Origin of the sequence: Micromonospora sp. MW-13 (assembly GCF_003434305.1) — a bacterium.
In the GTDB taxonomy this organism is placed as follows: domain Bacteria; phylum Actinomycetota; class Actinomycetes; order Mycobacteriales; family Micromonosporaceae; genus Micromonospora.
The window spans coordinates 1-20283 of sequence record NZ_QKKX01000009.1 but is presented as its reverse complement, the minus strand read 5'-3'; the positions used below and the strand labels follow the sequence as shown (position 1 = coordinate 20283).

At 71.2% G+C, this 20283-nt stretch carries 20 protein-coding genes; 12 read left to right on the top strand and 8 right to left on the bottom strand.

What is annotated here, in order from left to right:
• Positions 1–57: 57 nt before the first annotated feature.
• Together C5N14_RS04225 and C5N14_RS04220 are read right to left on the bottom strand one after the other, a co-directional pair.
• Entirely contained in the window at positions 58–1149 is a 1092-nt protein-coding gene (locus tag C5N14_RS04225; RefSeq protein ID WP_117666857.1) for a mannose-1-phosphate guanylyltransferase, read from the bottom strand.
• Between the two features lie 52 nt (positions 1150–1201).
• Positions 1202–2347, bottom strand: a complete 1146-nt coding sequence (locus C5N14_RS04220; protein ID WP_117665698.1) for a glycosyltransferase family 1 protein — start codon at positions 2345–2347, stop codon at positions 1202–1204.
• 151 nt (positions 2348–2498) lie between these two features.
• Here C5N14_RS04220 and C5N14_RS04215 point away from each other — a divergent pair, with 151 nt between their 5' ends.
• Positions 2499–3188, top strand: coding sequence for a TIGR03089 family protein (locus tag C5N14_RS04215; protein ID WP_117665696.1), 690 nt, complete (start codon positions 2499–2501; stop codon positions 3186–3188).
• Between the two features lie 88 nt (positions 3189–3276).
• On the opposite strand, the gene C5N14_RS04210 is transcribed toward C5N14_RS04215, so the two are convergent.
• Together C5N14_RS04210 and C5N14_RS04205 are read right to left on the bottom strand one after the other, a co-directional pair.
• Complete coding sequence (locus tag C5N14_RS04210) at positions 3277–5316, bottom strand: acetoacetate--CoA ligase (RefSeq protein ID WP_117665694.1); 2040 nt, start codon at positions 5314–5316, stop codon at positions 3277–3279.
• Between the two features lie 218 nt (positions 5317–5534).
• Positions 5535–6053 carry an acyl-CoA thioesterase gene (locus C5N14_RS04205; RefSeq protein WP_117665692.1) on the bottom strand — a complete coding sequence of 173 codons (519 nt, stop codon included), beginning with the start codon at positions 6051–6053 and terminating at the stop codon, positions 5535–5537.
• A 23-nt stretch (positions 6054–6076) separates the two neighbouring features.
• Here C5N14_RS04205 and C5N14_RS04200 point away from each other — a divergent pair, with 23 nt between their 5' ends.
• From C5N14_RS04200 to C5N14_RS04180, 5 genes are all read left to right on the top strand, one after another.
• The gene (locus C5N14_RS04200) at positions 6077–6736 is read left to right on the top strand and encodes a hypothetical protein (protein WP_117665690.1); all 660 of its coding nucleotides are present in this window, start codon (positions 6077–6079) and stop codon (positions 6734–6736) included.
• 432 nt (positions 6737–7168) lie between these two features.
• Positions 7169–7996, top strand: a complete 828-nt coding sequence (locus C5N14_RS04195; protein ID WP_165878033.1) for a class I SAM-dependent methyltransferase — start codon at positions 7169–7171, stop codon at positions 7994–7996.
• A 1-nt stretch (position 7997) separates the two neighbouring features.
• Positions 7998–9260: a glycosyltransferase gene (locus C5N14_RS04190; protein ID WP_117665686.1), complete on the top strand. Its 1263-nt coding sequence runs from the start codon at positions 7998–8000 to the stop codon at positions 9258–9260.
• The gene (locus C5N14_RS04185) at positions 9257–10204 is read left to right on the top strand and encodes an NAD(P)-dependent oxidoreductase (RefSeq protein ID WP_117665684.1); all 948 of its coding nucleotides are present in this window, start codon (positions 9257–9259) and stop codon (positions 10202–10204) included. The genes C5N14_RS04190 and C5N14_RS04185 overlap by 4 nt, the downstream gene beginning before the upstream one ends.
• A 37-nt stretch (positions 10205–10241) precedes the next feature.
• Positions 10242–11078 (top strand): TylF/MycF/NovP-related O-methyltransferase, encoded by an 837-nt coding sequence (locus tag C5N14_RS04180; RefSeq protein WP_207892614.1) that lies wholly within the window; start codon positions 10242–10244, stop codon positions 11076–11078.
• A gap of 82 nt (positions 11079–11160) precedes the next feature.
• On the opposite strand, the gene C5N14_RS04175 is transcribed toward C5N14_RS04180, so the two are convergent.
• The gene (locus C5N14_RS04175) at positions 11161–12327 is read right to left on the bottom strand and encodes a cytochrome P450 (protein ID WP_165878032.1); all 1167 of its coding nucleotides are present in this window, start codon (positions 12325–12327) and stop codon (positions 11161–11163) included.
• Between the two features lie 637 nt (positions 12328–12964).
• On the opposite strand from C5N14_RS04175, the gene C5N14_RS04170 reads away from it, so the two are divergent.
• The gene (locus C5N14_RS04170) at positions 12965–13408 is read left to right on the top strand and encodes a hypothetical protein (RefSeq protein ID WP_207892613.1); all 444 of its coding nucleotides are present in this window, start codon (positions 12965–12967) and stop codon (positions 13406–13408) included.
• 54 nt (positions 13409–13462) lie between these two features.
• Here the strand turns inward: C5N14_RS04170 and C5N14_RS04165 are convergent, their stop codons facing one another.
• The 3 genes from C5N14_RS04165 to C5N14_RS04155 all read right to left on the bottom strand — a co-directional run bounded on the left by C5N14_RS04165 (position 13463) and on the right by C5N14_RS04155 (position 16121).
• Positions 13463–14575 carry a hypothetical protein gene (locus tag C5N14_RS04165; RefSeq protein ID WP_117665680.1) on the bottom strand — a complete coding sequence of 371 codons (1113 nt, stop codon included), beginning with the start codon at positions 14573–14575 and terminating at the stop codon, positions 13463–13465.
• Positions 14572–15810, bottom strand: a complete 1239-nt coding sequence (locus C5N14_RS04160; protein WP_117665678.1) for a coproporphyrinogen-III oxidase family protein — start codon at positions 15808–15810, stop codon at positions 14572–14574. Before C5N14_RS04160 ends, C5N14_RS04165 begins: the two co-directional genes overlap by 4 nt.
• Before the next feature lie 161 nt (positions 15811–15971).
• Positions 15972–16121: a thiocillin/thiostrepton family thiazolyl peptide gene (locus tag C5N14_RS04155; protein ID WP_117665676.1), complete on the bottom strand. Its 150-nt coding sequence runs from the start codon at positions 16119–16121 to the stop codon at positions 15972–15974.
• 331 nt (positions 16122–16452) lie between these two features.
• Between C5N14_RS04155 and nocL the strand changes: the two genes are divergently transcribed.
• The 5 genes from nocL to C5N14_RS04130 all read left to right on the top strand — a co-directional run.
• The gene (gene nocL, locus C5N14_RS04150; protein WP_128763508.1) at positions 16453–17709 is read left to right on the top strand and encodes a 3-methyl-2-indolic acid synthase; all 1257 of its coding nucleotides are present in this window, start codon (positions 16453–16455) and stop codon (positions 17707–17709) included.
• Positions 17706–18416: an alpha/beta fold hydrolase gene (locus C5N14_RS04145; RefSeq protein WP_128763507.1), complete on the top strand. Its 711-nt coding sequence runs from the start codon at positions 17706–17708 to the stop codon at positions 18414–18416. The genes nocL and C5N14_RS04145 overlap by 4 nt, the downstream gene beginning before the upstream one ends.
• Positions 18413–18607: a hypothetical protein gene (locus C5N14_RS04140; RefSeq protein WP_117665670.1), complete on the top strand. Its 195-nt coding sequence runs from the start codon at positions 18413–18415 to the stop codon at positions 18605–18607. The genes C5N14_RS04145 and C5N14_RS04140 overlap by 4 nt, the downstream gene beginning before the upstream one ends.
• On the top strand, positions 18577–19860 hold the full coding sequence (locus C5N14_RS04135; protein WP_117665669.1) for an AMP-binding protein: 1284 nt from the start codon (positions 18577–18579) through the stop codon (positions 19858–19860). Before C5N14_RS04140 ends, C5N14_RS04135 begins: the two co-directional genes overlap by 31 nt.
• A gap of 2 nt (positions 19861–19862) precedes the next feature.
• On the top strand, positions 19863–20283 hold a 421-nt coding region (locus tag C5N14_RS04130; RefSeq protein ID WP_207892612.1), incomplete at its 3' end, for a hypothetical protein.

Genomic DNA, 20283 nt, shown 5'->3' with positions numbered 1-20283 from the left:
TCGACGCTGCGGGGGACACCCCGGGCGGCGGGCCGGCCGCCGCCCGGGTCGGACGGGTCAGACGTAGTTCTCCTCGCCCCGGTCCTTCAGCTCGTCGACGAGGGCCTTGACGTCCTGGGCGCGGTCGCGGGGGCAGACCAGCACCGCGTCCGGGGTGTCGACCACGATCAGGTCGTGCACGCCGAGCACGGCCACCAGCCGGCCGGACTGCGGGACCAGCACCGTCGCGGTGGTGTCGCGCAGCAGCACGCCCGGCTTGGCGTCCACGCCGAGCACCACGTTGCCGGCCGGGTCGGCCGGGAGCACGTCGCCGAGGGTGTGGAAGTCGCCGACGTCGTTCCAGCCGAAGTCGCCGGGGACCGTCGCCACCCGGCCGGCGGTCGCCGCGCCCTCCATCACCGCGTAGTCGACGGAGATCTTCGGCAGGGTCGGCCAGACCGTGCCGAGGACGTCGTCCTGCTCCGGGGTGCCCCAGGCGGCGGCGATCGCGGTGATCCCGGCGTGCAGCGCCGGCTGCTGCCGGGCCAGCTCGGCCAGGAACACGTCGACCCGCCAGACGAACATGCTGGCGTTCCACAGGTGGTGCCCCGAGCGCAGGTACGCCTCCGCCACCTCGGCGGCCGGCTTCTCCTTGAACTCCCGCACCGGCCGCAGCGGCCCGTCCCCGACCTGGTCGCCGGTGTGCAGGTAGCCGTACCCGGTCTCGGCCCGGGTGGGGGTGATCCCCACCGTCATCAGCAGCCCCTGCTCGGCGCCGCGCACCGCCTCGCGGACCGTGGCCACCCACGCGTCGGCGTCCCGGATCAGGTGGTCGGCGGCGAAGGAGCCCATCACCGCGTCCGGCTCGCGCAGCGCGATCACGGCCGCGGCGAGGGCGATCGCCGCGCAGGAGTCCCGGGGCGAGGGCTCGACGAGGATGTTCTCCTCGGGCAGGCCGGCAAGCTGACGCGCCACCGCCGCGACGTGCGCGGCTCCGGTGACCACCAGGGTGCGCTCCGGGGCGGTCAGCGGCGCCAACCGGTCCACGGTCGCCTGGAGCAGGGACGCGGGGGTACCGGTGAGCGGGTGGAGGAACTTGGGATGGCCCGCACGGGACAACGGCCACAACCTCGTGCCGCTGCCACCCGCCGGGATGACGGCGTAGAGCATCAGCACATCATGCCCGAACCGGCACGCTACGGACGCACCGTCGGCCGAACCCTCAGGCGCGGGCCCGGCTCCACGCCGCGATGTGCACCTCGGCGCTGGACTCCCAGGTGAACTCCTTGGCCCGGTCGAAACCGGCCTTGGCCAGCGACAACCGGCGCTGCTCGTCGTCCAGCAGGGCGGCCAGGTCGGTGGCGATCTGGGCCGGGTCCTCGCTGGTGTAGGCGACGGCGTCGCCGCCGACCTCCGGCAGCGACAGCCGCGGGGTGGTCAGCACCGGGGCGGCGCAGGCCATCGCCTCCAGGATCGGCAGGCCGAAGCCCTCGCCGTACGACGGGTAGGCGGCGACCAGCGCGCCGCCGAGGAAGCCGGGCAGGTCGGCGTAGCGGAGGTAGCCCGGGCGGAGCAGCCGCAGGTGCGACGGGACCTCGGCGACCGCCCGGTCGATGTCGTCGTCGTGCCCCTGGCCGCCCGCGATCACCAGGGCCGGCGGGTCGGCCCGGTCGGCCACCGCCTGGGCCCAGCCGCGGATCAGGTTGGGGACGTTCTTGCGCGGCTCCTTCGCCCCGAGGAAGGCGACGTAGCTGCTGTCGCCGAGCCCCAGCCGGGCCCGGACCCGGGCCTTCTCCTCGTCGCCCGGGGCGTGGAAGGCGGCGTGGTCGACTCCGTGGTAGGCGACGTCGATCCGGGTCGGGTCGGCGTCGAGCAGCCGGATCAGCTCGTCCCGGGTGGCCTTGCTCGGCACGATCACCCGGGCGGCGCGGCGCAGCGAGGTCTTGATCGCGCTGCGGAAGAACGTCCGGCGGGACTTGTCGTAGTGCTCCGGTTCGGTGAAGAACGTCGCGTCGTGCACGGTCACCGTGACCGGGCAGCCCGCCCGCAGCGGGCACGTGTAGAACGGCGAGTGCAGCACCTGCGCGCCGATCTGCTGGGCCAGCAGGGGCAGGCCGGTCTGCTCCCAGGCGAGCCGGGCCGGCCGGTGCGCCACCGCGGCCGGGGCGGCGACGATCTCCGCGCCGGGCAGCATCCGGGTGTAGCGCTCCAGGTCGGTGCGGAGGCTGACCACGGCCAGGTCGACCCCCTGGCCGCACACCTTGCCGAGGGCGCCGAGCAGGCCGTCGACGTATCGACCGACGCCGCCACGGTCGGCGGGGACACTCGTGGCGTCGATGAGTACGCGGGGCGGGCGACCGGCGGTCACGGGGCGACTCCTTGAAGTGGCAGATCTGTGGGGAACAACACTCCGGGCAAGCCTACGCCGGAGCCAGCCCCGAGCGCTGACTGCGACCCGACGGTACGCCGACTTGTCGTTGTCAACGAGCACGGGCGCGGGGGGCGTATCGTTCGCGCCGATGGCCGACAACATTGCCCGGGTGTTCGCCGACGCGATCGACCCGGACCCCGCCCGCCCCCTGCTGACCTGGTACGACGACACCACCGGCGAGCGCACCGAACTGTCCGGCGCGACGCTGGCCAACTGGGTGGCCAAGACGGCCAACCTGCTCGTCGACGAGATCGGCACCGGGCCGGGCGAGTCGGCCGCGGTGCTGCTGCCGCCACACTGGCAGACCGCCGCCGTGCTGCTCGGCTGCTGGTCGGTGGGGCTGACCGTGGCCGACGGCCCGGGCCCGGCCGAGGTGCTCTTCGCCGCCGTCGACCGGGTCGCCGAGGCGGACGCCTGGCCGGCCGGCGAACGGTACGCGCTCGCGCTCGCCCCGTTCGCCCTGCCGCTGCGGGAGGTGCCCGCCGGCTTCGCCGACTACGTGCTCGCCGTCCGGGCACACGGCGACCACTTCACCCCGTACCCGAAGGGTGGGCCGCAGGACGCGGAGCTGCTCGCCCTCGCGGCCAGCCGGGCAACGGAGCTGGGCATCGCCCGGGGTGGCCGGGTCCTGCTGGACGCCGCCACCCACCCCGACCCGGTCGACTGGCTGCTGGCCCCGCTGACGGCCGGCGCCACCATCGTCCTCTGCGGCAACCTCGACCCCGCCCGCGTACCCGCCCGCACGAGCACGGAGAAGGTCACCCTGACCCTGGCCTGACGCCCATCATCCGGTGCTGCTGGGCGGAAGGCGGCGTACGCCGGTCTCGCGGGGCGTCACGACTGCATGATCGATGGGGTCGGGTGGGTCAGGTGGGAGAGTTGGTGGGCGTGCGGCGTTGGGCGAAGACGGCGAAGGCCGTCAGGGACTCCGGGTTGGCCAGGGCGCCCCTGGCCGCCGCGTTGTCGACCGGGGTGCCGGTGAGGATCTTCTTCACCGGGACCTCCAGCTTCTTCGCCGACAGGGTGCGCGGGACGGCCCGCACCTGGTGGATCTCGTCGGGGACGTGCCGCGGCGAGAGGGCGGTGCGCAGCTCGCGGCAGATCTTCTTCCGCAGGTCGTCGTCCAGGTCGAGGCCCTCGGCCAGCACCACGAACAGCAGCAGTTCCCCGGCGCCGCCCTCGTCGTCCTCCAGGTGCACCACCACCGATTCGACGACCTCGTCCAGGCCCTCCACGACGGAGTAGAACTCGGCGGTGCCGAGCCGGACGCCGCCCCGGTTGAGGGTGGCGTCGGAGCGGCCGGTGATCACGCAGCCGCCCCGGTCGTTGATCGTGATCCAGTCGCCGTGCCGCCACACCCCGGGGTAGACGTCGAAGTACGCCTCCCGGTAGCGGGCGCCGTCCGGGTCGTTCCAGAACCCGACCGGCATGCTCGGCATCGGCGCGGTGATCACCAGCTCGCCCAGCTCGCCGACGACCGGGGTGCCGTCGGCGGAGCGGGCCTCCACCTTCGCCCCGAGGGCCCGGCAGGTGATCTCCCCGGCGTGCACCGGCAGCAGCGGCACCCCACCGACGAAGCCGGTGCACACGTCCGTGCCGCCGGAGAGGGACTGGAGCTGGAGCGCGTCGCCGACGGCGGCGTACACCCAGGTGAAGCCCTCGGCGGGCAGCGGCGCGCCGGTCGAGCCGACCCCGCGCAACGCGGACAGGTCGGCGATCTCCCTCGGCACCAGGCCGGCCTTGCGGCAGGCCAGCAGGAACGGCGCGGAGGTGCCGAAGTACGTGGTGCCGGTCTCCTCGGCCAGCCGCCACAGCCCGCCCAGGTCGGGGTGGCCGGGGTTGCCGTCGAACAGCACGATCGCCGCGCCCACCGCCGGCCCCGACACCAGGAAGTTCCACATCATCCAGCCGGTGGTGGTGAACCACAGGAACCGGTCGCCGGGGCCCAGGTCGTGGTGCAGGGCGAGCATCTTCAGGTGCTCCAGCAGGATGCCCCCGTGGCCGTGCACGATCGGCTTGGGCAGCCCGGTGGTGCCGGAGGAGTAGAGCACGTACAGCGGGTGGTCGAACGGCACCGGGGCGAAGGCCAGCGGCTCGTCGGTCGGCGCGGCCAGCTCGGCCCAGGAGATCACGCCCTCGGGCGCGGCCTCCATTCGGTCCGGAGCGCCGCCTAGCGGCGCGGAGGCCGAATTGTGGCCGCCGGCGCCGGCCGGGTCGAGGTACGCGATGCCGACGGTGTGCTCCAGCGACGGCAGGGCGGCCCGGATCGCGGCCACCTCGGCACGCCGGTCGACGGGCTTGTCGCCGTACCGGTAGCCGTCGACGGCGACGAGCACCCTCGGCTCGATCTGCCGCCACCGGTCGACGACGCTGCGGGTGCCGAACTCGGGGGCACAGGAGGAGAAGACCGCGCCGAGGCTGGCGGTGGCCAGCAGCAGCACGTACGTCTCGGGGATGTTCGGCGCGTACGCGGCCACCCGGTCGCCGGGGCCGACGCCGAGGCGGCGCAGCCCGGCCGCCACCCGGCGGACCCGGTCGCGCAGTTCGGCCGCCGTCAGGGTCTCCGGCGCGCGGGTCTGCCCGTGGGCGATCACCACCGGGTCGTCGTCGCCAAGCCCGGGCATCCGCAGCACGTTCTCGGCGTAGTTGAGGGTGGCCCCGGGGAACCAGCGGGTGCCGGGCATCACCGGGTCGGTCAGCGTGGCCGTGGGCGGGGTGTGCGCGACGACGTCGAAGTGCTCCCAGACGGAGCGCCAGAACGCGTCGAGGTCGGTGACCGACCACCGCCACAGCGCGTCGTAGTCGGCGAACTCCAGCCCGCGGTGCTCGGCCAACCAGCGCAGGTAGTCGCCGATCCGGGAGCGCTCGCGCACGTCCGCCGGCGGCGTCCACAGCACGTCACCCACTGCTCCACCCTCCTCCGGGGCCCCGCACCACCCTGTGACATGGTCCCTGGCGCCATCTTGCCCTACCTCGCAGCGCCATTGTCCACGCCGGGTTCCGGTGCCGGGGCGTGCCCGGCCCACACCCCGCCCCCGCGCCCGGTGTGGGCCGGGCCCCACGCGGGCCCGGCGACCGACGGCACGGCACGCCGGCGCGGCCGGGCCCGGCGCGGCGGGGCGGGTCAGCCCGCGCGGTGCGCCTGGATGGCGCGGCGCTTCGCGAGCCGGTGGGCGCGGCGGATCTCCGCCTCCCGGTAGCGGCGCTCGTCCTCCGGGGTCTGCGGCAGCACCGGGCGGACCGGGCGGGGCGTGCCGCCCACGTCCACCCCCACGAAGACCAGGTACGCGGTGGCGACCCGGACCGGCTCGTCCTCGGCCGAGTCCCAGCGCTCGGCGACCACCCGGACGCCCACCTCCATCGACGTCTGCCCGGTCCAGTTGACCTGGGCGTGTGCGTGCACCAGGTCGCCCACCCGGACCGCCTCGGAGAAGACGATCTCATCGATCGCGGCCGTCACCGCGGTGCCGCCGCTGTGCCGGGCCGCCGCCGCGCCCGCCACGTCGTCGACGAACTTCATCAACACCCCTCCGTGCACGGTCCCGTACAGATTGACATCGACCGCCGTCATGATCCGGCTGAGCGTGACGCGGGAGTACGAGGTGGGCTTGCCCTGCGGCGCGGCGGAGGGATGATCTGTCATGCGGGAGACGGTACGGTGCGCGGATGCGACATCTGTGGAGCTTCCTCGCCGGGTTGGTGGTGGCACCCGTCACCTGGGTGCTGGTCGCCCTCGGACAGGACGGGTCGAGCCGCACGACCACCCGGTGGGTGGAGATCGGCACGTTCAACACGGCCAACCTGATCGAGCCGGCCGTCTACCTGGCCGCCGCCGGCATCCTGCTCGGCCTGCTGGGCGCCCTGCGCGTCTCGCCGCTCGGCCCGCTCGTGGCCGGGCTGCTGCTCGCCGCCCCGTACGTGGGGATGTTCGTCGCGCCCTTCCAGGTGCGCGACCGCATCCCGGACGGCTGGAAGGTCTTCGGTGACCCCCTGCCGCTGCACGTTCCGGTGGAGAACGGCACGCTCTTCCTGATCGGCCTGCTGCTGGTCGTGGCCACCTTCAGCGGGCAGCGCTGGCGGCGGTGGCCCCGACCGGTGGTCGAGCCGACGCCGGTGCCCGCCGAGGGGCCGGACCGCAACGACTTCACGCTGACCGACTGGCCGCCGGCCGGCGCGGCCGACCGGGACTCGGCCCCGCCGAGCCTCGGCTACCCGGACCCGACGCCGGCCGAGCCGCTGCCGCGCCGCACCGGCGGGAAGTCACCGTGGTCGGCGCCGCCGCACGGCACCAACCGACCGGAGGAGGACACGACCGAGATCCGGTGACGGTCCGGCCGTACGCGCGCCACGCGACGGCTGACGACGGGATCCGTGACGATGCGGGCGGGCCGGACGACCGGCCCGCCCGCCCGCAGTAGCGGGGACGAGGGGCGGTGGCCCCCGGGGCGAGGACGGCGCCCGGGGCTGGTCGGGGGCCGCCGAACCCGCCCGGCAGGGCACTGACCTGCGAGCACGGGGTCGCGGCGACGGGGGCGGAACGAAGCGAACACAGCACCGTTAAAACGCCGCTCAAAATGAGCTTCAGAGCGAGTCGCATATTGACCTGCGGCGGTTGACAGGCGGCAATCCCGTTTTTAGACTTCGCCCTCATGCGGAAGGCAATTCCGGTTCTTTCTGCTCCCCGGTCCTGCGATAAACGACCGGGCGTACCGCGTCAGTTCAGATGGAATGTCGTCGCGACGGGAATCGGTGCCTGACATGAGCGTGACCGAATATCTGGAGTTCATCGGCGATCCGGCCAACGACGACGTGCAGGGCTGGCTGTACCCGACGGACGCCCAACTCCTCTGCGTGATCAACGACGTCCAGGTGGGTCGGGGTTACGACGGCGACATTCTCGAGATAGGCGTCTACAAAGGAAAGAGCGCGATTCTGCTGGGATTCTTCCCACGCCCCGGAGAGACGCTGATCACCTGCGACCTGTTTGATTCCGACGCCTCGGTCAGCGAGGAGAACCACCGCGAGAACGCCGCTTTCTATCCCGGCCTACAGCGGGGGGACTTCGAAAAGAACTACCTGCGTTTCCATGATCGGCTGCCGACCGTGCACGCCCGGCCCTCGGCCGACCTGAGCGATGTCGTGCCGGCCGGGTCCTGCCGCCTCGTGCACATCGACGGGGCGCACACGTACGAGGCGACGCGCGCCGACATCGAGACCGCGAGACGACTCCTCGGCCCCGGCGGCGTCGTGGTGGTGGATGACTGGTCGAGCGCACACATCCCGGGTGTCGCCATGGCGCTCTGGGAGCAGTACCTGACCGGCGATCTGATCCCCCTGGCCTTCAGCAAGGGCAAGTTCTACGCCACCTGGGATCCTTCGGGCCTGACGGGCGAGGAGGTCACGGCTGCGGTCGCCGACCGCGCCGATCTCGACGTCAAGGGCTCCGTCCTGCTCGGCCGACACCCGGTCAGCAGCATCACGATGACCGCGGGTGCCTGGCAGAAGTACTCCGCCAGCCTGCGGGCGGTGTACTCGAAGGTCTACTCCGGCGGCGGTGCCGGCGCGCCGCAGATGGTGGGTTTCTGACGTGCGCGTCGCATTCACGAGTCACCCGAACCCCAGTCACCTGGTGGGCGTCCTGTCGGCGGCGCGCGTCGCCCGGCTCGCCGGTCACGAGGTCGCCGTGGTGTCGGGCCCCAGCGTGGTCGACCACGTCGAGCAGGCGGGTTTCACTGCCCTGCCCGTGGCCAGCCTGATGTCCATGGAAGAGATGGTGGCCGCCCGAGCGGCCGCGGGCGGTGCGGTCGCGCCGACGGCACGCCCGGGGCCCCCGCCCGCCGGCGGGCCACCGGGGCGACGGGCACATCCCTTCATCACCCCCCGGACGAGCCGACAGGCGGCGGACATCGTGGACGCCCTCAGGGCGTGGGGACCCGACTGCGTACTGCGCGACTCCACCGAACTCGGCGGATACGTGGCGGCCGAAGTTGTCGACGTTCCCTGCGGAACCGTCGACATCGCCCCGTTGTCACCGTGCGCCCAGCCCGGAGCGTTGGAGGAACTCAACCGGCTGCGGGCCGAGTTCGACCTGCCGGCGGTGCACGATCCCTGGCATTCTGTACGCCCCTTCCGGATAGGTCTGGTCCCCGAGATCTTCTATCCTGAGGAACTGCGGTGGAGCGGCGCGCACCACTATCGCCCGTCCTCTCTGGACGTGCGCGCGGACCGGGAGCTCGCCGTCGACCTCTCCGAGCACCCGGGCGACCGCCCCCTCGTGCTGGCGAGTCTGGGGATGAACGCTCCACGCTTCGACCCCCGGGCCGCCACCGTGTTGAACGCGGTCATCGAAGCCCTGGGCGAACTGCCGGTGACGGGTGTGGTGGCGATCGGGTCGGACTACGACCCGGACCAGTGGGAAGGAGCGCGGGCCGCCAACGTCCACCTGCGGTCGTTCGTACCGCAACGGGCCCTGCTGCGCTTCTGCGACCTGTTCATCACCCATGCCGGGTTCAACGGGGTACGGGAGGCGTTCAGCGAGGGCGTGCCCATGATCGCCCTGCCCCTGTTCGGGGATCACCCGGCCAGCGCCGCCCGCCTGGCGAGCCTGGGGGTCGCGGTCGAGCTGGACGTCGCCTCGGTCTCCGCGGCGGCGGTGCGGACGGCCGTCTCCACCGTCCTGGGCGACCCCGGCTACCGCGGTCGCGCCCAGGACATGCGATGCCGCATGGACGCCCTGCCGCCCCTGGACCGGATGGCGGACGACCTGCTGGCCTTCGTCACCAGCTCTGGCCGCCCAGCCAGAGTCGGACCGAGCATCGTCAGCCGTCGAGTGCGGGAGGGACTTTCATGAAGGTCGGCGTAACCGGAGGAAGCGGCTTCATCGGCACCTACGTGTGCGAGGAGCTGGCACAGCGAGGGCACGAGCCGGTCACCTTCGACCGTCAGCGGCGGGCACAGGCACCGCCGTGGGAGGTGATGCTCGGTGACGTCCGCGACGCGACCGCGATGGTCGAGCTCGCCGCGCACTGCGACGCCATCATCCATCTGGCGGCTGTCCTCGGCACCCAGGAGACGATCCACAATCCGAGGCCGGCGGCGGAGACCAACACGTTCGGCGGGCTGAACTTCCTCGAGGCGGTCGCGCAGTACAACCTGCCTGGCGTCTATATCTGCGTGGGCAACCACACGATGAACAACTGCTACTCGATCACCAAGACCACGGTCGAGCGGTTCGTGCGGATGTACAACGCCGAGCGCGGTACGCGGGTCAACTGCGTGCGGGTGGTCAACGCCTACGGTCCGCGCCAGCTCGCCGCGGCGCCGTTCGGGCCGAGCAAGGTCCGCAAGATCACGCCGGCTACGGTGTGCCGGGCGTTGTCGGGCATGCCGGTGGAGCTGTACGGCGGCGGATACCAGATCTCGGACATGGTCTGGGTCGGGGACGTGGCACGGAGCCTGGTCTCGGCCCTGGAAGCCGCCGCGGCCGGCCGGATCGTCGACGTGCTCGAGGTGGGCCCCACGGAGTCGACCAACATCCGGCACGCGGCGGAGACGGTCATCGACCTCGTGGCCGAACGGGGCTTCAGCAGGGTGCCCATCGTCGACCTGCCCATGCGTCCCGGCGAGGACCCGGCGACGCCGGTCCGGGCCGACGCGGGAACCCTGCGCTCCATAGGCATCGAGCCCGCCTCCCTGCGTGGGCTGGCCGACGGCCTCGCCGAGACCGTCGACTGGTTCATCAAGACCGAGGGCGAGCACTGGACCGCGCCGAACGGCCTGCGTCGAGGCGTCTGACAAACCGATCCGGGCCACCAGGAAGGGCACAACGACCGTGACAGGACTGAGAGCACCAGACGGGCAGGACGGCAGCGCTGGGCAGCTGTACCTGGACCTGCTCAAGCGTTGCGTGACCAACACGATCTACCAGGACCCGCCGATCTCGCCACCGTGGGTGCCGCAGGCCGAGTTCGACCCCGAGGCCCGGGTCGCCGGTCTCGACTGCCCCAGCCAGGCCCACACCATGGTCGGGTTCGCGCGGCTGGACAACCTCCGGGAGCTGACCGAGACGGTGCTCCGCGATGAGGTCCCCGGCGACTTCCTGGAGGCCGGGGTGGGTCGCGGTGGCGCGATGATCTTCCTGCGAGGCGTGCTCAAGGCGTATGGGGTCACCGACCGCTCGGTGTGGCTGGCTGACTCGTTCCAGGGATTTCCGCAACCCCCCGCCGAGGCGCGGTACCAGATGAGTGACGTCTATCCGGAGTTGGGCGGCGAGCAGCGCGAGGAGCAGCGGCAGGCGGCGGAGGAGATGAAGGCGCGGTTCCTCAAGGGCGGCTCCGAGGAGGAGGTACGGGAGAACTTCCGCCGCTACGGACTCCTCGACGAGCAGGTGCGGCTACTGCCCGGCTGGCTCGCCGAGACCCTGCCCACCGCCCCGGTGCGACGGCTGGCGATCCTGCGGGTCGACAACGACCTCTACGCGTCCACGTACGCGACCCTGGAGCACCTGTACCCCAGGGTCTCGCCCGGCGGTTACGTCATCGTGGACGACTACCACTTCCTTGAGGAGTGCCGGCTGGCCGTGCACGACTACCTGAAGGCCGCCGGTGAGCAGACCCCGGACCTGGTCACCATCGACCGGTGCGGGGTGTACTGGCGCAAGGGCTCCTGACCCCGTCGCCGTACCGCGGCACCCAGGCCACCTGGTCTCCCTGGACCGACCGGGGCCACCGACCGTGGCCCCGGTCACCAGGTCACCAGGTCACCAGAAGCTCGGCGGGCAGCCGGTTGAACCGGTTACTGACGATGGGGACGTCCGCCGCGGCCGGGATCAGCCTCAGGCCCGGGAACCGGGCCATCAGCCGGGCGAGAGCCTCCTGCAACTCGACGCGGGCCAGCGGTGCACCAAGACAGAAGTGCGCCCCCACGCCGAACGCGAGGTGGTGGCTCGCCGCGCCCCGGGACAGGTCGAACCGCTCCGGGTCGGGCAGACGCAGCTCGTCCCGGCCGGCCGCGTCGGACGATACGAACACCGCCGCGCCGGCGGGGACCACGACGTCATCGAGCGCCACATCGCACGTGGTGTAGAGGAGACCGGCGAATCCGGTGCTGGCCTGGGCGTACCGGAGAATCTCCTCGACGGCGACGTCGACGGCGACGCCACCCGAGCGCAGCCGGTCGAGCTCAGTGGGGTGCTGGAACAGGGCCAGCAGCCCGTTGCCGAGCTGCGTCGCCACGGTCTCGTAGCCGGCGATGGTCAGCAGCATCACCGTCGAGACGAGTTCCTCGTCGGACAGGTCACCGGACTGCCCGATCAGCTGTGACAGCGGGTCCTCGCCCAGCTGTCCACGCCTGCGGCGGACCAGCTCGACCGCGGCCCCGTGCAGACCGGCCATCGCCGCGCCGAAGGCGGCCATGGACGCTCCACCGCCCCGCATCGCCAGAGCCCACGCCTCGAACGCCGGGCGAAGCTCGTCCGGCACGTCGAAGAGCGCGAGGAGCACCCGCAGCGGCAGCCGGAAGGCGAACCGGTCCATCAGGTCGACCGGACGGGGCGCCGCCTCGCACCCGTCGAGCAGCTCCTCGACGAGCTCGCCGACCCGGATCCGCATGGCCTCGGCCTGCCGGACGTTGAGCACCTGGTTGGTGCGGCCACGCCAGCGGGCGTGGTCCGCCGGGTCGGCGATGAACAGTCCGAAGTCGAACGCCGGAGCCGGCGCGGAGGGGGGCGCCCCGTCGCTGCTCCCGCCCGGCGGACGACCGCCGGATGCGGCGACCGCGCGAGCCCGCACCGGACGCCGACTGAATCGCTCGTCGCTCAGCACCATCCGGACGTGCCGATAGCTGGTGACCAGGTACGCGGGTGCGCCGCTGGCGAGCTGGACCCGGGCGACCGGTTCAGTACGGCGCAGGCGCGCCATCTCCGGAGGAAGCCGGAAGGGGCACTCCGGGGGAAACGGGTATGCCGGTGCCGCAGCGACCGCGCGCGCCGGGGCGGCGGTGGATCCGGCCGACGCTGCGTCCGGGCCGTCAACCGGGCTTACGCTCTCGGCGGCGACCTCGTGAACGGGATGGTTCGGCGATGTCATGCGCGGTCCCTGTCTGCGTGGTGAACGACGGTGGGTCATGTCGCCGACCATCGGCTCGGCGCCTGGCGGTATTCGACGACGAAGAGGCTGCGGAGTCCTGCGTGAAGAATTCGCGGTCGGCTCGGAAAATATCCCGGACGACCAGAGGCAGACAAGTGAAGTTGACGGAGATGGATCACCATGATAAGCGGTTCCGAAGTGCGCCGGCATGATGTGCCACCTGCGGAATCGTCAACGACCTCGCTGACGCACGAGCCCAGGGTGCGGCGGCAGGTCGATACGGACAATGCCGTTCTTTAGCCATCCTTGGCCGGCTCTTGAGCGACCACACTCGCCCCTATCCGGCATTGTCCGGGCCGTCGTCCCGGCAACGACCATCCGTCCGGCGCGCCGCGTCCCGAAACCATTTCGGACTCCATCGTCTCCCGATAGACTCGTCGGCAGGTTATCGGCCTTATGGGAGGACGCCGTGCAGGACAACAGCCTCTACTGCTCCATAATCTTGTGGGACCTGTCCCACTCCGAGCAGACGGTGGCCTCGCTGCGGGCCTACCTGCGCGACTACGCCGTCGACGCCTATTCCCGGGTGCCCGGGCTGCGGCAGAAGGTCTGGATCTCGTCGACCGGACCGGACGGCGAGACCTGGGGGGCGGTCTACCTGTGGGACAACAAGGAAGCCGCCTACGGCGCTCCGCCGGTGGCCTCCCGGGTGGGTGAGCTGATCGGCTATCTCCCCACCAGCCGACAGTATTTCGGGGTGGAGGCCGCTGCCGAGGGGCTCAGCGACGTCGGCAAGCTCGTGGCCGGCGTGGGGATGGCCTACGAGGCGCCCGAGGCGGAGCCCTTCGTCCGCCCCGTGGAGCACAACCCGGGCGCCGCTTCGATCATCCCTGTCCACCCCCGGCGCGGCTGAGACGCCGAGCCCACGTCACGCGCTCGCCCGGCGTCGCGCCGCTGTTCGGTCGCCTCAGGAGAGGTTGTCGAGGATCGACAGGGCATCGGTGCCGCTCAACGATTCGCAGGCTCGACCGATGACGTGGCAGAGGAAGTACCGCTCGGCCAGCGTCAGACCGGCGGTGTGCAGCCCGAGGTAGAGCAGGCTGGTGCAGAGGCGTACGGCAAGGAACGCCGGATCACCCTGGATGTACGCCTGCAGCGTCGTCGACGCGCCCGCCTTGCGATGGAACCGGCTGTGCGCCAGGTCGTTGCCATGCCGGGTCGGGTCCGGCGGCGCCGAGACCGTCAACTCCGCTGCGCGGAACGCGGAGATGAACTCCGCCTTCGCCGCACAGGCTGTCGTGTACCAGAGCCCGGCGGGGCCGTCTCGCAGCGAGCCGGTCTCGGCCGCCTCGAAGACTGCGGCGACCGTCCGGTCGATACCGGCCCGAGCGCCGTGGTATCGGCCGTCCATCGCCGCGCGGGTGGCCGCTGGGTCCCGGCAGGTCGCGAAGAACGCCTCGGCGTGGGACCGGAAGCTCAAGAAGCCCAGCGGCACGCCGTTGAGGGCGAGATTCTCGGCGCCCGGTGCGCCCGACGGACCCTGCGCCTTGAGCTGCGCCGCCATCACGGGCAGGGCGGCCTCCAGCATCGACCGGCGCTGGCCCCGGCCCTCCTGCGCCAGGTGCACCAGCGCCGGGCCGACCCGGTGCAGGAAGGTGCGGGTGAGCGCGGGCAGGGCGGTGCCACCGAAGACCGGCCCGGCGAGCGGGACAAGTCGGGCGGGCCGCACCACGGCGGTGTCGACGGACGCCACCGGGGAGTCGATCGGGCCGGTGGGCCCCCCGCCCGGGAGCCGGGAATCGACCGTGACGGCCCCGGCGACCGCCGGCGTGTACGACGCCGGCAGCACCATCCGGTAGGCGTCCGCCAGCTCGGAACCGCTCACCGCCAGCGCCTGCACGTAGATCGCCGGCGACCCCTGTGCGGTGACGTCGCGGACCAGCAGCGCGCTACCGATCCGGGAACCGGTGCTCGCGCACATGTCCAGCAACGGCCCCGCCACGTCGGCGACGAAGGCGCACCACCGATCGGCGGGTAGGACGATCTCCAGCTCCCACCAGTGGCGAGTGGTATCAGTCATTCAAGCTCCGGCTGGGACATCGCCATCTCAAACGCCAGCTCGATGAGGGTCACCCCGACGTTGCGCACCGGCAGTCGGATTCCCCGCTCGTCGGAGACGAGCCCCCGTCCCCGCAGAAACTCGAACAGCGGCGCGATGGCCGGACGGGTGAGCACCTCGTCGAGCTCGGTGCCGGTGGCGATGCGCCACTCGTCGCGCAGGACTCCGTCGAACATCGCGAGACCGGCCTGGAGGAACGAGACCAGCACCCGGTCCTGGCTGGCGGGTCCGGAGATGTCGAAGCTGGTCGGCGCCTGGACGTAGCTGTGCAGCAGACCCTTACGGTGGGACTGGAACTGCTGGTTCACCAGCGAGATCGCCCCGGACCCGAATCCGACGGTGTCGGCGCGCAGTTGGAAGTACATCGCGGCGAACGGCGAGACCTTGCCGAAGTAGCCGGAGGCGTACTCGTTCATTCCGGCCGCGTTGATCAGTCGGCGTGCTTCGGTGAACAGGTGCTTCTGGTCGCGCACGTAGCCGCGCTTCTCGTCGGGATCCATCTTGCGGCGCATGAAGGTGCCGGGCGTGGGCCGGAACGAGTAGAGCGACAGGTGGTTGATCGGCAGCTCCAGCGCCCTGTCCACCGTGTGCCGTAGCTCGTCCATGCTCTGGTCCGGGAAGCCGGACATGATGTCGATCGACACGTCCTCAAACCCCACGGCGCGGGCCGCGTGGGTGAGCCGGCTGGCCTGGTCGGCGCTGTGCCGACGACCGAGCCGCTTGAGCCGCTCGTCGTCGAAGGACTGGACGCCGCTGGAGACCCGGTTGAAGCCGAGGCTACGGAAGAAGGCGAGCTTCTCCTCGTCCACGGTGTCCGGGCTGCACTCGATGGTGGCCTCGGCGACCGTGCTCAAATCGAACGAGTTCCGCAGCGCGGTCATGACCTGCGTGGCCTCGTCGTTGTCGAGGCTGCTCGCCGTGCCGCCGCCCCAGTAGACGACGTACGGCAGGGTGTCGACACCGGCCAGCTCGGCGCCACGGTGTTCGATCTCCTGGCACAACGCCCGGATGTAGTTCATTCGGACCGAATCGCCGGGCTTGCGCAGCAGGTCCTTGTTGGGGATCGCCTGGACCCAGTCACAGAAAGTGCAGCGGGAGTGACAGAACGGCACATGCACGTACAGCATGAGTACGCGTTGTTCCGCGCTGCTGCTCGGCAGGTGGAGCTCGGTGTCGGCGATGGGTGCGGTAGTCATGAGCCGTCCTTTCGGGCGCCGCCGCGTGGCTGCACATCCGGAACGCGCCCCGCGGCGGCGGGGGCCCTTGGCCGCGGGGCACGTTCCGGCGTGGTGGGCTATCTCGATGTCGGGCTATCGGCGGTCGCCGAGCGGACCCGCGGGATCGAGCGCCAGCGTCGTCAGGAGGAGCAGCTGCAGCTGCACTCGCACGTGGTGCACGACGCCGACATGACCTTCGCGACGACGTCGCTGTCCTCGAGCCGGCTCTCGTCCAGGAACTCCGAGATCTCCAGGTCGTCGATGTCGAGCGTCAGCAGCTCGTTCTCCATTTCGCCACCCTCTTTCCAATTCGGTTACCTCGTGGCCCCCGACACCGAAGAAACTATGGAGCAGTCAGCGGTGTTGTCAAGGCTATCCGAGCAATCTTCCACGCATTAAACGCTCGCTACAAAACCCCTACAGGCGAGCTATTCTCCGAACATACAGACGAAACTGCCGCACTGTAGGGACGACACGGACAAGGTGCATTCCTCCAGCTCGGCGGGGGCGGCCACAGATGCGCCGACGGCTTCTAGCACCGCAATTTTCGGCTGTCAAGGACTCCTATCTACATCGATTGAAGTGCGCTAACGTCGCCGCAGGCACGACGGGGGTGCGACCGTGATCGCACTCCTGACAGCAAGTGTTAACGGCGATTCAATCGCCCAACTGCTGGAAGGGAATGTCGTGGGGGAAGAGGCCGTCACCACTTCGACAGATTTCGTCAAGCCGGACTTCGCAATGGTTCAGAAGGAGGCCGAAACGGTCGATACGAGGGCGGTCCTGACACTGCCCGTCGGCCAGGAGCCGACTGCCAGTCGACCCGCAGTCGCGCTCGCGCTGTGGCAGGACAGGACCATCTCGACGGCGGAGCTGATCGCCGCGGCCGAGGCGCGCTGCGCGGTCCGGCAGCCACGCCTGCACACGTTCGTGCCGCTCTACACCACCAACCACTGCGACTCCGAGTGCAAGATGTGCTCGATGCGCAAGGGCAACAGCCGCATGGAACGCAAGTTCTCCGGCCGGAACGAGCTCCTTGAGCAGCTCAACATCCTCTTCACCCACGAGGGCATCCGGGGCGTCGGCTTCCTGACGGGCGAGTACCAGGACAAGTACACGAGGTTGAGCACGGCTTTTCGCATCGGCTGGGCCATGCGTGCCGCACTGGACATGGGCTTCGAACGGATCTACTTCAACATCGGCAGCATGGAGCCGGACGAGATCGACGTCCTCGCCGAGTGGATCCGGCCCACCGAGCCGGTGACTATGTGCGTGTTCCAGGAGTCCTACGACCGGGAGACCTACCGGCGCTTCATGGGTAAGACGCCGCTGGAGGTGCCCAAGGCCGACTTCGACCGCCGCGTCGTCTCGTTCGACCGGTGGCTCGATGCCGGATTCCGGTATGTCAACCCGGGTGTCCTCGTGGGCCTGCACGACGACGTCTCCGCGGAACTCGTCGACCTGGTCGCCCACGGCGCTCACCTGCGCGACCGCGGGGCGATCGTGGATCTGTCGCTGCCGCGGATGCGCCCGGCCAACGCCTCCCGTGACACCACCCGCATCAACGACGACGACTACCTGCGGATGATGGCGGCGGTCGCGTTCACCTGCCCCGAGCAGCGGCTCGTACTCACCACCCGGGAACCGCAGGAGTTCCAGGACCGGGCGGTCGGCCTCGCCGGCGTGTTCAGCCCCGGCAGCCCCGACGTGGCCCCCTACCGGCCGGACACGCAGGCGCAGAACGACGCGAACACCTCCCAGTTCCTCGTTGCCGACCTGCGCCGGCCCCGTCACATCCTGAGCCGGCTGGAAGCCAGCGGACTACAGGTCGACCACTTCGTCGACCCCGCCGGCGTGGCGACCGTCGCGATGGGTTGAGCGGGCAGAACGACCAGCAGCCCGTGTACCTGCTGCACGGGCTGCTGGGTACCGCGTACGGACACTTCAGCGGCCAGATCCGCGCCTGGAGCGGCCGGTACCAGGTCATCCCCATCGACCTGCCCGGGCACGGCCGCTGCCGCCTCGACGCCGGGCCCGACTACCTCGACACCGCGCTGCACTACGTGCTCGCGCTCGTTGAACGTTTCGGGCCCGGACGGCTCGTCGCCGCCTCCTACCTGGGTGGTCCGCTCGCCACCCGCACCGCCGCCGCCCGGCCCGACCTGGTGCGATCGTTGGTCCTCACCGGCTTCGCGCCGGGAATGGACCGCGACGTCTTCCTCACCCTGCTGGCCGGCTTCGGCACGCTCGTCGACGCGGACGCCGCCCTGATGGCGGAGTACGACCGGCTGCACGGCGCGCGATGGCGCGCCACCCTGGCCGCCTTCACCCAGCACGTCGAGCGTGCGTTCGAGACGACGGCACTGGTACGACCGCAGGACCTGGCCGCGCTCGACGTCGACACGCTGCTGATCAACGGCACGCTCAAGTCGGTCGAGCGGGTCGCCGCAACCGACGCGCGCCGGTACGGCCCCCGCGTGCGGGGGTGCGTCCTCGACGGCGCGGGACACATCGCCAGCCACGACGCGCCGGAACAGTTCAACGAGGCCGTCGAGGCCTTCTGGCGAAAGGAGACAGCACGGTGAGCAGTGACCTGCGGGCGCAGCTTTGCCACCTGGTCCAGGAGGAAGACCCGCACCGCCCGCTCGACTCGCTGGAGGCGGTGGTCGTGCGGGCGTACCTCACCAACCAGGGCTACGGCGCGCCCGCTGAGGACGGGCCCCGGACGATCGAAGGGTGGGTGGCATGGGTCGGCCAGCATTCCAGCGCTTTCTGACCACGCCGGCGACCACTACCGGAGTTCGCTGGGGCGGGCAGTACGCCACCTGGGCCGAGCTGTCCGCCTCCCGCTGTGACCAGGTACGTCCCGGCGGCGCGTACGTGGTCGACCCGACCTCCGGGCTGGCCTCCCTCGCCGCGCTGTTCGCGGTGGCCAGCGTGCCGGACACCACGTTGCTGTGGGCCACCGTCGACGCCGTCGCCGGTGGCCGCCGCGAACTTGTGCCGGGTCTGCACGAGATCGACGCGCCCCTCGTCAGCACCACCGACCGGCCCCTGTGGGGGGTGGCCACCTCCGGCAGCACCGGCCTGGCGAAGCTCGCCATCGGCCACGCGGACGCCTGGGAACTGGTCGCCCTGCACTACGAACGGGCGATGCTGCAACCGGCGTTCTCCGGGCGCACCCCGGCGACACTCGCCACCTGCCTGCCACTGCAGTTCTCGGCCGCGTTCTTCATGACCGTGCTGCCCAGCCTGTTCCTCCAACGGGATCTGGTGGTCTTCCCGCCACACGACTGGTCGGCGGTGGCGCAGGCGCGCGGAGACACGTTCGTACTCAGCGTCCCGGCAGTCGCCGCCGCCGCCTGCGTCGGCACCCCGACGCCGCTGGAGATGGGCCACGTCGCCCTGTTCCTCGGCGGTGGGCACGTCACCAAGACCCGGGTCGACCTGATCCGGGACCGGTTCCGAGGCGCATCACTCGCCAACCTGTACGGCACCGCCGAGACCGGCGCCATCGCGGTGGACCCCGACCCGGGCCACAACCAGCACGTCGGAACGCCGATCCCGGGCAAGGCCGTGTGGATCCAGAACCCGGACGCCCGGGGTGTCGGTCGGGTCGCGGTCTCCGGGGTGGACTGCTGTCGCCACCTGTGGTCACCCGGCGAGCCGCCCCGCCCGACGGGTGACCAGATCGCCAGCACCGACTACGGGCGATTCGACGCGGCCGGGAACCTGTGCCTGGAGGGCCGGGTGGACGGCGGCGAGAAGCTGCGCGGCGTCCTCGTCTACCCCCGGGCGATCGAACGGCACCTGCTGCTCCTGCCCGGCGTGGCGGACGCGCGGGTCCTCGTCGAGCGCACCGACTCCGGGTTGGAGCGCCTCGTCGCCCGGATCGTCGGCGAGGTCGACCCGGCCGCCGTCCGCGAGCACTGCCAGGACCTGGCGGAGAACGAACGGCCTGGGGTCGTCGACGTCGTCTCCGAGCGGGCTGCCGGTGCTGTCTACAACGCCAACGGAAAGCTGCGATGACCATGCCCGACACCAGACGGTTCACGGTCCGGCCGGACGCGTTCTACGTCCGGCGTGCCGACGGCGTACGGCTCAGCAACAACGCCGGGTCGTTCACGATCCGGGGCGCCGGCGCGTACCAACTGGTCGCCGCCGTCTTCGGCAACCTGGACGGCGAGCGCACCCTCGACGACCTGGTGTCGGGGCTACCCGAGATGGCCCGGCGCTCGGTCCTGGAGCTCGTCGCCACGCTGGCCCGCAACGGTTTCGTCGCCGAGGCACGGCACCCGGCTGAGCCGGTGCCGGACTGGCTGCGACAGCTCTACCCGGCCCAGCTCGACTTCCTCGATCTGCACGCCGACCGACCCGTCACGCGGTTCCACCGGGCCCGGTCGGCGCCCCTGCTGGTCGCCGGCGGTGGTGTCGCGCTGGCCGCGCTGCTCG

Coding starts and splice junctions, on each gene's coding strand:
- C5N14_RS04225 (WP_117666857.1), bottom strand. CDS start 1,149: ATGCTCTACGCCGTCATCCCGGCGGGTGGCAGCGGCACGAGGTTGTGG.
- C5N14_RS04215 (WP_117665696.1), top strand. CDS start 2,499: ATGGCCGACAACATTGCCCGGGTGTTCGCCGACGCGATCGACCCGGAC.
- C5N14_RS04205 (WP_117665692.1), bottom strand. CDS start 6,053: ATGACAGATCATCCCTCCGCCGCGCCGCAGGGCAAGCCCACCTCGTAC.
- C5N14_RS04200 (WP_117665690.1), top strand. CDS start 6,077: ATGCGACATCTGTGGAGCTTCCTCGCCGGGTTGGTGGTGGCACCCGTC.
- C5N14_RS04195 (WP_165878033.1), top strand. CDS start 7,169: ATGAGCGTGACCGAATATCTGGAGTTCATCGGCGATCCGGCCAACGAC.
- C5N14_RS04185 (WP_117665684.1), top strand. CDS start 9,257: ATGAAGGTCGGCGTAACCGGAGGAAGCGGCTTCATCGGCACCTACGTG.
- C5N14_RS04175 (WP_165878032.1), bottom strand. CDS start 12,327: ATGGCGCGCCTGCGCCGTACTGAACCGGTCGCCCGGGTCCAGCTCGCC.
- C5N14_RS04165 (WP_117665680.1), bottom strand. CDS start 14,575: ATGACTGATACCACTCGCCACTGGTGGGAGCTGGAGATCGTCCTACCC.
- C5N14_RS04160 (WP_117665678.1), bottom strand. CDS start 15,810: ATGACTACCGCACCCATCGCCGACACCGAGCTCCACCTGCCGAGCAGC.
- C5N14_RS04155 (WP_117665676.1), bottom strand. CDS start 16,121: ATGGAGAACGAGCTGCTGACGCTCGACATCGACGACCTGGAGATCTCG.
- C5N14_RS04135 (WP_117665669.1), top strand. CDS start 18,577: ATGGGTCGGCCAGCATTCCAGCGCTTTCTGACCACGCCGGCGACCACT.